General features: G+C 49.1%; 5 protein-coding genes. 4 read left to right on the forward strand and 1 reads right to left on the reverse strand.

Features of this window, described 5'->3' with window-relative positions; translation table 11 throughout:
• The first annotated feature begins 8 nt into the window (after nucleotides 1-8).
• From A3848_RS26050 to A3848_RS26065, 4 genes are all read left to right on the forward strand, one after another.
• Nucleotides 9-1,715 carry a GMC family oxidoreductase N-terminal domain-containing protein gene (locus A3848_RS26050; RefSeq protein WP_074087838.1) on the forward strand — a complete coding sequence of 569 codons (1,707 nt, stop codon included), beginning with the start codon at nucleotides 9-11 and terminating at the stop codon, nucleotides 1,713-1,715.
• 344 nt (nucleotides 1,716-2,059) lie between these two features.
• Entirely contained in the window at nucleotides 2,060-3,577 is a 1,518-nt protein-coding gene (locus A3848_RS26055; RefSeq protein ID WP_074087781.1) for a spore germination protein, read from the forward strand.
• Nucleotides 3,578-3,586: 9 nt separating this feature from the next.
• Nucleotides 3,587-4,765 (forward strand): Ger(x)C family spore germination protein, encoded by a 1,179-nt coding sequence (locus A3848_RS26060; RefSeq protein ID WP_074087783.1) that lies wholly within the window; start codon nucleotides 3,587-3,589, stop codon nucleotides 4,763-4,765.
• 27 nt (nucleotides 4,766-4,792) lie between these two features.
• On the forward strand, nucleotides 4,793-5,902 hold the full coding sequence (locus A3848_RS26065) for a GerAB/ArcD/ProY family transporter (protein WP_074087785.1): 1,110 nt from the start codon (nucleotides 4,793-4,795) through the stop codon (nucleotides 5,900-5,902).
• A gap of 219 nt (nucleotides 5,903-6,121) precedes the next feature.
• Here the strand turns inward: A3848_RS26065 and A3848_RS26070 are convergent.
• On the reverse strand, nucleotides 6,122-7,324 hold a 1,203-nt coding region (locus tag A3848_RS26070), incomplete at its 5' end, for an IS1182 family transposase (RefSeq protein WP_143192462.1).

Consider the following 7,324-nt stretch of genomic DNA (forward strand, 5'->3'; position numbering starts at 1 on the left):
CAGAAACAATGTTCGATGCGGACGTCATCGTGATCGGATCAGGCGGTGGAGGTGCCGTTGCAGCGAAGGAACTTGGGGAGGCAGGCTTGAAAGTGCTGGTATTGGAAGCCGGACCATGGTACGGAAACAAACAATGGGCGAATCCGAACAGCGAGCGGGGCGGAGAGTGGAGCTCCGAGTATAAGGATTTGGATGTAGGGATATACAAGAAGATCTTCAATGCATATGAAAACAATATGAATGATTTTGTGTCCGGCGTATTCCGTTTTGGGCCTGCCGACCGCCGCCGCACACCGTGGCACCGGGTCATGCGCCAGAAAGGTGACATCTGGCAGCTATCTGGGGTAGGGGGAACGACCCAGCTTTATTGGTCGCAGTCACCGCGCGCTTTCCCCCTTGCGGTCGACAATATTTGGCCGATCAGCTATCGGGAGCTGATTCCTTATTACGAAAAGGCCGAAGCCACGCTGCCGGTCCAGTTCGCGCCTACAACGCCCAAGGAAGAGCTTTTTTTCTACGGTGCCAAAAGGTCAGGCTGGCAGCTGAATCCGACGCTGAATGTCACGACCCCGGGTTACCGTCCCAATCCGAATGCCATTCTTCCCACCAACGAGCATCTGATGGACCCCAATTACTCGCTTGAGCAACTGTCCAACATGGAAGGATGTACCTTGAAGGGGAATTGTGTCAATGGTTGCTCATCCGGGCCTTCTGTGGATAAGATCGCCAAAAGGAGCACCCTTGTCAGCTACGTTCCACTCGCTCTCAAAACCGGAAACGTTGCAATCCGGCCGAACTCCTTCGTGATCAAGCTCTTGACGGCGCAAGATCCGAAAGAAGGACTTCGCGCAACTGGTGTGCAGTTTCGGGATACGTGGACGGGAGAAATCGGCGAGTTAACGGCTAGAACGGTTGTTATGGCCGCTGGCTGCATCGAATCTCCGCGTCTCTGGCTGAATTCGGGGCTACCCTTTAACGAATGGGTGGGAAGAGGACTAACCAATCATTGCTTTGACTGGGTTGCAGGCGTTTTTGATGAAAAGGATCTGATGCGCACTATTGGACAGCCAGCGGTCTATCCGTATGTCGGCCATACTTCGGGGGCCAGGGTCGATATTCCGGGAACCGGGATTTTTCAAGTCTCTTGCCTAAGCCCTGGTCTAATGGCCTTCTTGACCTATGGGTTCAGTGAAGCGGGATATGACGCTCTTAATCCGCCGGAGCCGGGAGCGCCGTGGGATATTCACGGCCGTGTCGTTGGTCCTCAGCTCAAAGAGCTGATGATGAACTATTCCCGGACGATGAGCATGCTGATTCTTACGGATGACGAGACACTCTATCGTAACAGGGTACAGGTCGATCCACTCCTGAAAGACGAGAACGGTCCGATTCCGATCATACATTATACTCCTAGCCCGAAGACACTGAAGAAGAGGGATCAACTGGCGAGATACGCTTCGGAAACGCTGAAGCAAGCCGGTGCCAGAAAGATTATCCGCTCAGATACTCCCTTTGGCTCCATGATCCATCTCGAAAGCACGATGCGGATGGGATATGTCACCGATACGAACTGTGAGGCTTATCAAGTGAGGCGCCTGTTCATAGCCGACAACAGTGTGCACTTCAATGGCATCGGCGGCCCTAACCCTACTCTCACGACACAAGCGCTGGCTACCCGGACGGCAGAGAAGATTGTCACTAAGTATTTCAGCTAACCACCCATTGCGGTGGCATAATACAGGACGGCTCCTGATAAAGCGATAATAAGCAAAAAGGCGGCTGCTTTTCCGAGCACTTTCATTGTTCTTGCACCCCTTCCATATGCATTCTTTTGTTATGCATGAAGTATGCACGGCGGCAGGGAAAATATACCTCAATGGAGCCCCCACTAAGGGACTATCTCAAAAGCTTTGGAAAAAGCAGAAGGGATAGCCCCTTTTTCGAAATATAAGAATTTATATGTTGTATAAGCCGTTTCAACTTGCCTCTCACTCATGGTATTTAATTCCGAATAATCCAATAATGGATGGGGGATGTTATATCTTGAAAGGGGTGGCATATGAAAGCGAAAAAAAGAGTATCTGGTCCTTTCGAAAACAGGCTGAAAGAATTAGAAAAAACAATTGAATCGAAGATTTCCGGCAAGTTGGATGACAATGAGTCTACCATCACTCAATTGTTTGCTAATTGCTCCGATCTGGTCGTGCGCAAACTACATATGTTAGGCTCCATTCCCGGTATGGTGGTTTATTTGAAGGTTTTAGTTGACGATCAGCTTTGGGATGCCGGTTTTTTGGAGCCTTTGATGCAGCCGGAGGCCGTATCTATTGACAACCCCCGTCAGCTCTATGAAATACTGAATTTCAAATTGGCTTCCATTGTACAACCCCGTATCGTCACGAACATGAATGAAATCGTTCAAAGCATCGTTAGGGGAGAAGTCGTGTTATTCGCCCAATCTTCCTCAGAGGCGTTCACCTTTGGGCTAAGCGACAAGCTGCATCGTCCGCTTGAGGAACCGGCAACGGAAGCAGTCATTCGCGGTCCTCGATACGGTTTTAATGAGAAGCTCGATATCAACATTGCCCTCATTCGCCATCGACTCCGGACGCCCCTGCTAAAGACGGAAAAGCTCTGTGTAGGAAGACTTTCTCAGACTGACGTAATGATTGTATATATTGATAATCTAGCAGAACAAAGCGTAGTTGAAGATGTGAAAAAACGGATATCCAGCATCGATATGGACAGCGTACTGGAATCCGGATATATCGAGGAATTGATTAGCGATCATCCCTACTCACCGTTTCCCCTGATGCAGGCGACTCAACGGCCCGATTTGGTTTCAGGTTCACTGATCGAAGGTAAAATAGCGGTCCTCATTGACGGCTCGCCGATGGTACTTGTTCTCCCGATCACATTCTGGTTCGGGTTTCAGTCAGCCGAGGACTATTATACTAATTTCATATACGTTACGATGCTGCGATGGCTCAGATATTTATTCGCTTTTTTAGCGATGGCGCTCCCCTCCTTATATATTGCCGTAACGACCTTCCATCAGGAAATGATCCCGACAAGCTTGGCCCTCAGCCTTGCAGCGGCGCGGGAAGTTGTTCCTTTTCCGGCAATAGCGGAAGGATTGATCATGGAAATTACCTTTGAGGCGCTGCGCGAAGCAGGAATCCGCCTTCCCCGTCCAGTAGGCCAGACGATCAGCATTGTGGGCGCACTTGTCATTGGACAGGCTGCGGTTCAGGCAGGTATTATTTCCGCTCCCCAGATCATCGTCGTATCCGTTACAGGTATTGCTTCCTTTCTCATCCCGAACCCGGGCATGAGCCAGGCGATCAGTATTATACGGTTTCCGCTTATGCTTCTCGCTGCAAGCTTCGGCCTGTATGGAGTTGGGATTGGCTTGATTTGTATCTTGATCCATCTGGTAACCCTGAAATCCTTCGGTGTTCCCTATATGACACCAATTGCACCATTTAACCCCACAGGACTAACGGATACTTTGATCCGTGCCCCATGGCGGGTAATGCGGAGGCGTCAACAGCAAACACAGCGAAGAATGGAGTGAAAGGAGCAAATGACCAGAATACTCCGGACATTCAGGTTCCTGGTTATTTTCGTTATTCTCGGATTGACGACCGGCTGCTGGGACCGCAATGAAATGGACGATCTCGCTTTGGTCATGGCAAGCGGAATTGATCTTACAGATGATGGACAGCTCGAAATAACCCTTCAGATCGCCCTTCCAACGGGAATCCCCAGTGCCGTACAGTCCGGGGGGAGAGGCAAGAAATCAGTCATCGTCATCTCGGCCAACGGGAAGAACTCATCGGAAGTGACAGGGAAATTGCAGCAGCAACTGTCTCGTACCATTTATTTCGGGCATAGAGGCGTCATCATTTTCGGAGAACATTTCGCCCGGCATGGTATCAATAAGGTAGTGGATACATTTACCAGATTCCCTGAGAGCCGCTCCAATAGCTATGTGCTAACAACTTATGGAGGGACAGCCAAAGAAATTTTGAACACCCCTTATCAGCTTGAACTCATTCCGGGTATCGGCATCAACAAAATTCAATCCAGCAAATTAAGCTTTCCTGTCAAAATGGACGAATTCTTGAATGCCCTGTCCTCACAAGACAGATCACCGGTTACCGCTGCCATAAGGGTCATTCATAAAGGCACTGATAAGGAAACGTTCACGATTGACCGGGCTGCAGTTTACCATAGAAATCAATTATCCGGATACCTGTCATCCGATGAAGTAAAACTATTACGTTGGTGGACAGGAAAGACACACCATTTGAGGTTTAGTGTGCAAATGGAACCTGAGAACGAACAATACGGAGGGACCGTAGGTGTTGAACTGTTGCATAGCAGCATGAAAATGCACTCGGTAATCAAGAATGACCTCCCCAAAGTAAAGGTGTCGTTACATGCCTCCGTCCGGGCGGTCGATAACGATACGGAGCTGGACCTGAGCAAAGTGAATCATATGAAACGTGTCGAAACCTTGTTGTCGAATCAAATTCAAAGCGAGGCAGAGAGCATGATAACGCATGTACAAAAAGTGCTCAAGTCGGATATCCTCGGCATCGGAGAGAACATCCACATCGAGCATCCGTATGCATGGGGAAAAATGGGAGATAAATGGCTTGATATTTTTCCTGAGGTTCCCGTGACTGTCGATGCCCACATCAAGATCGAACGAACGGGCAAAACGCACTCCCCCGCACATAAAGAAAAAAGGGACTAATCTCAACTGGAAAAGGGGTTGCTTGCGATGAAGATGAAATTGACGGGTCTACAGGTTTTCTGGATCATCCTTATCATGGATCTCGGGATGACATTGGTCATGACGGTCACCCCAAGCCTACAGGCAAAACAGGATGCGTGGATTTCCGTTGTCGTTGCCGGAGGTATCGCTTCGCTGATCGCACTCTTGGCGACGCAAGCCGCGAAGCTTTACCCCGGACAGACTTTTTTCGAATACAGTCATATAATTCTTGGGAGATGGATCGGCAAAGCTGTAATCGTAATATACTTGATTCAATGGTATACAATCACCCCCATTATTCTCCGCCAATTCTCCGATTTGGTCCAAGTCATGCTGCTTCACGGAACACCGAAAGAAGCAGTCATGCTTCTGATGATCATCGTGATTGTCTATGCAACCTATGCCGGCGGAATTGAAGGCATTGCCCGCTGTGGCGAGGTTCTGGGGCCGATCATCTTGCTCATGATCAGCCTTGTCCTGATCGCTAGCGCCAACAATATTCAATGGAGGAACATCCTCCCGGTCTATGCGGATAGCGGAATGACGGGAATACTGGGTGGAGCGCTGGCACCAGCCTCCTACCTCGGTCATTCTGTTGAATACCTTATGTTTGCCGCATTTTTGACCCAGCCGCGTAAGGGGGCGGTGTACGCGTTCGGGGCCGTCTTGACCTCGGTATTCTTTGTACTGATAACAACGCTGATGGTGATCTTCACTTTAGGGGTCAATCTTTCCTCTAACACGTGGTACCCTTTTTTCGAAATGACCAAAAAAATATCACTGTTCGGCTTTATCGATAATTTCGATGCGATTCCGGTCGTCGTATGGCTTGCCAGCGTATTTGTCAAATTTGCTGTGATGCTCTTCCTGATGAGCTATGGTACTGCCCAATTTTTGCATGTCCGCAACTGGAGGAATCTGATTTGGTTCATTGCACCGGTGATGTTTGTATTTGCGTTAATTCCCCAAGATGTAACGGAGGCGACTTCAAATTATTTGCAGCGTTACTGGGTGCCGTTTGCCATGCCAGTGAATATGCTCGGCCTGCCCTTGCTCTTGCTTGTAGTAGGTAAATGGAGACAAAAGAAACGGCCGGCTGCTGCAGATCATGCTTAAGACCGTATGTTCAGAGGAGATTTGGCAGGACCGCCGTACAAATTATACGTATAGCCTAAAGACAGTTCATCGGTGGGGGTATAGGAAGTAGAATCACAATACTCGGTGCAAAGATTATAGATAAAAAACGGGGCTGTCCCATAAGTGGGTTTTCTATGATTTAGACAGCTTTCTTCATTCTTAAGACCACAAAAAGTGAGCAAAGCAGCGATTCTCCCGTTATTGGAGGATCGCTGCTTTGCGTTTTTGGTCATGGGTGGCTTGCTTCAGCAGATTATGGGCAAGTGAAAGCCACCCGACTTCAAGCGTCACTTTTTCGATGCCGCGAAGCAGAAATCGTCGGAAGCCCCGGTTGTTCTTCAGTTGTCCAAACACACTCTCCGGTTCCGTCATCCGGCGCACGGCCAAGGCGTAACCTTCATCACTCCGTAGAATCTCACGAGCCTGGTTCTGGTACCGTATTCGTTCCAGACTAACGACGACTTCACGGTTTCCTGCGGCTTTTGTACAACGTTCCTTCAATGGGCAGCCTTCACAGCTCTGGCTGCGGTAATGACGTTTTCGAATTTCATAGCCACTCTCCAGCACTTCCTTGCTTTCTTTCCGGAAATGCAGTGTTTGTCCGGCTGGGCACTTCCATGTATCCTTGGCTTTGTCGTACGTCCAGTTCTCTATCTTTCCGATATTCTCTTTCCACGCTTTGCTTTTTTCGTTGTGGTAGCTGCTATATTTGACTACGGCCTTTACGTGTTCATTTTCCAAATATGCATAGTTCTCTTCACTGCCGTAGCCTGCATCCGCAATCACCACCTTCGGATGCTCCCCCAGGATCTGCCTTGCCTTTTCCAAATGCGGTTGCAAACAGCGGGTATCGGTGGGTCTTTGGTGTAGACTGTACGCCAAAATAAACTGATTTTCGGTCCCAATCTGTACGTTGTATCCGGGTTTGAGTTGACCGTTTCGCATGTGATCTTCCTTCATCCGCATGAAGGTGGCATCCGGATCGGTCTTACTAAAGCTGTTTCGGTCCCCGAGCAGCTTCTGGTAGTGTTCGTATTTAACAAGCCTTGGAAGCAGGTCTTTACGAAGCTTCCGAACAGCTTTCTTTAAGGATTTGTCTTTAGGCTTCTCCAGCAGTTGCGACTCCAGCGCCTGAGTCATTTGTTCCAGTTTCGCACTGTCAATCTCGGCGGACTCGCCGAGTTCGTTCAGGTCCTGGCCACGGTGTTCCTGTTCTTCTCGTTTCTCTGCGGCCTCAATGTCGACAAACAAAGCATGTACCTTTTCTTGGAGTTTGGCCTTATGCTTACTAACCGCTTTGCCCCACACAAAGGTGTAACGATTCGCGTTGGCCTCGATCTTGGTGCCATCCACGAAGTAATGCTCTAGGGAAATGTATTTTTCGTCCGCAAGAAATTGAAG

This window comes from Paenibacillus sp. P32E, assembly GCF_001909085.1.
In the GTDB taxonomy this organism is placed as follows: Bacteria; Bacillota; Bacilli; order Paenibacillales; family Paenibacillaceae; genus Paenibacillus_AQ; species Paenibacillus_AQ helianthi.

Coding starts and splice junctions, on each gene's coding strand:
- A3848_RS26050 (WP_074087838.1), top strand. CDS start 9: ATGTTCGATGCGGACGTCATCGTGATCGGATCAGGCGGTGGAGGTGCC.
- A3848_RS26060 (WP_074087783.1), top strand. CDS start 3,587: ATGACCAGAATACTCCGGACATTCAGGTTCCTGGTTATTTTCGTTATT.
- A3848_RS26055 (WP_074087781.1), top strand. CDS start 2,060: ATGAAAGCGAAAAAAAGAGTATCTGGTCCTTTCGAAAACAGGCTGAAA.
- A3848_RS26065 (WP_074087785.1), top strand. CDS start 4,793: ATGAAGATGAAATTGACGGGTCTACAGGTTTTCTGGATCATCCTTATC.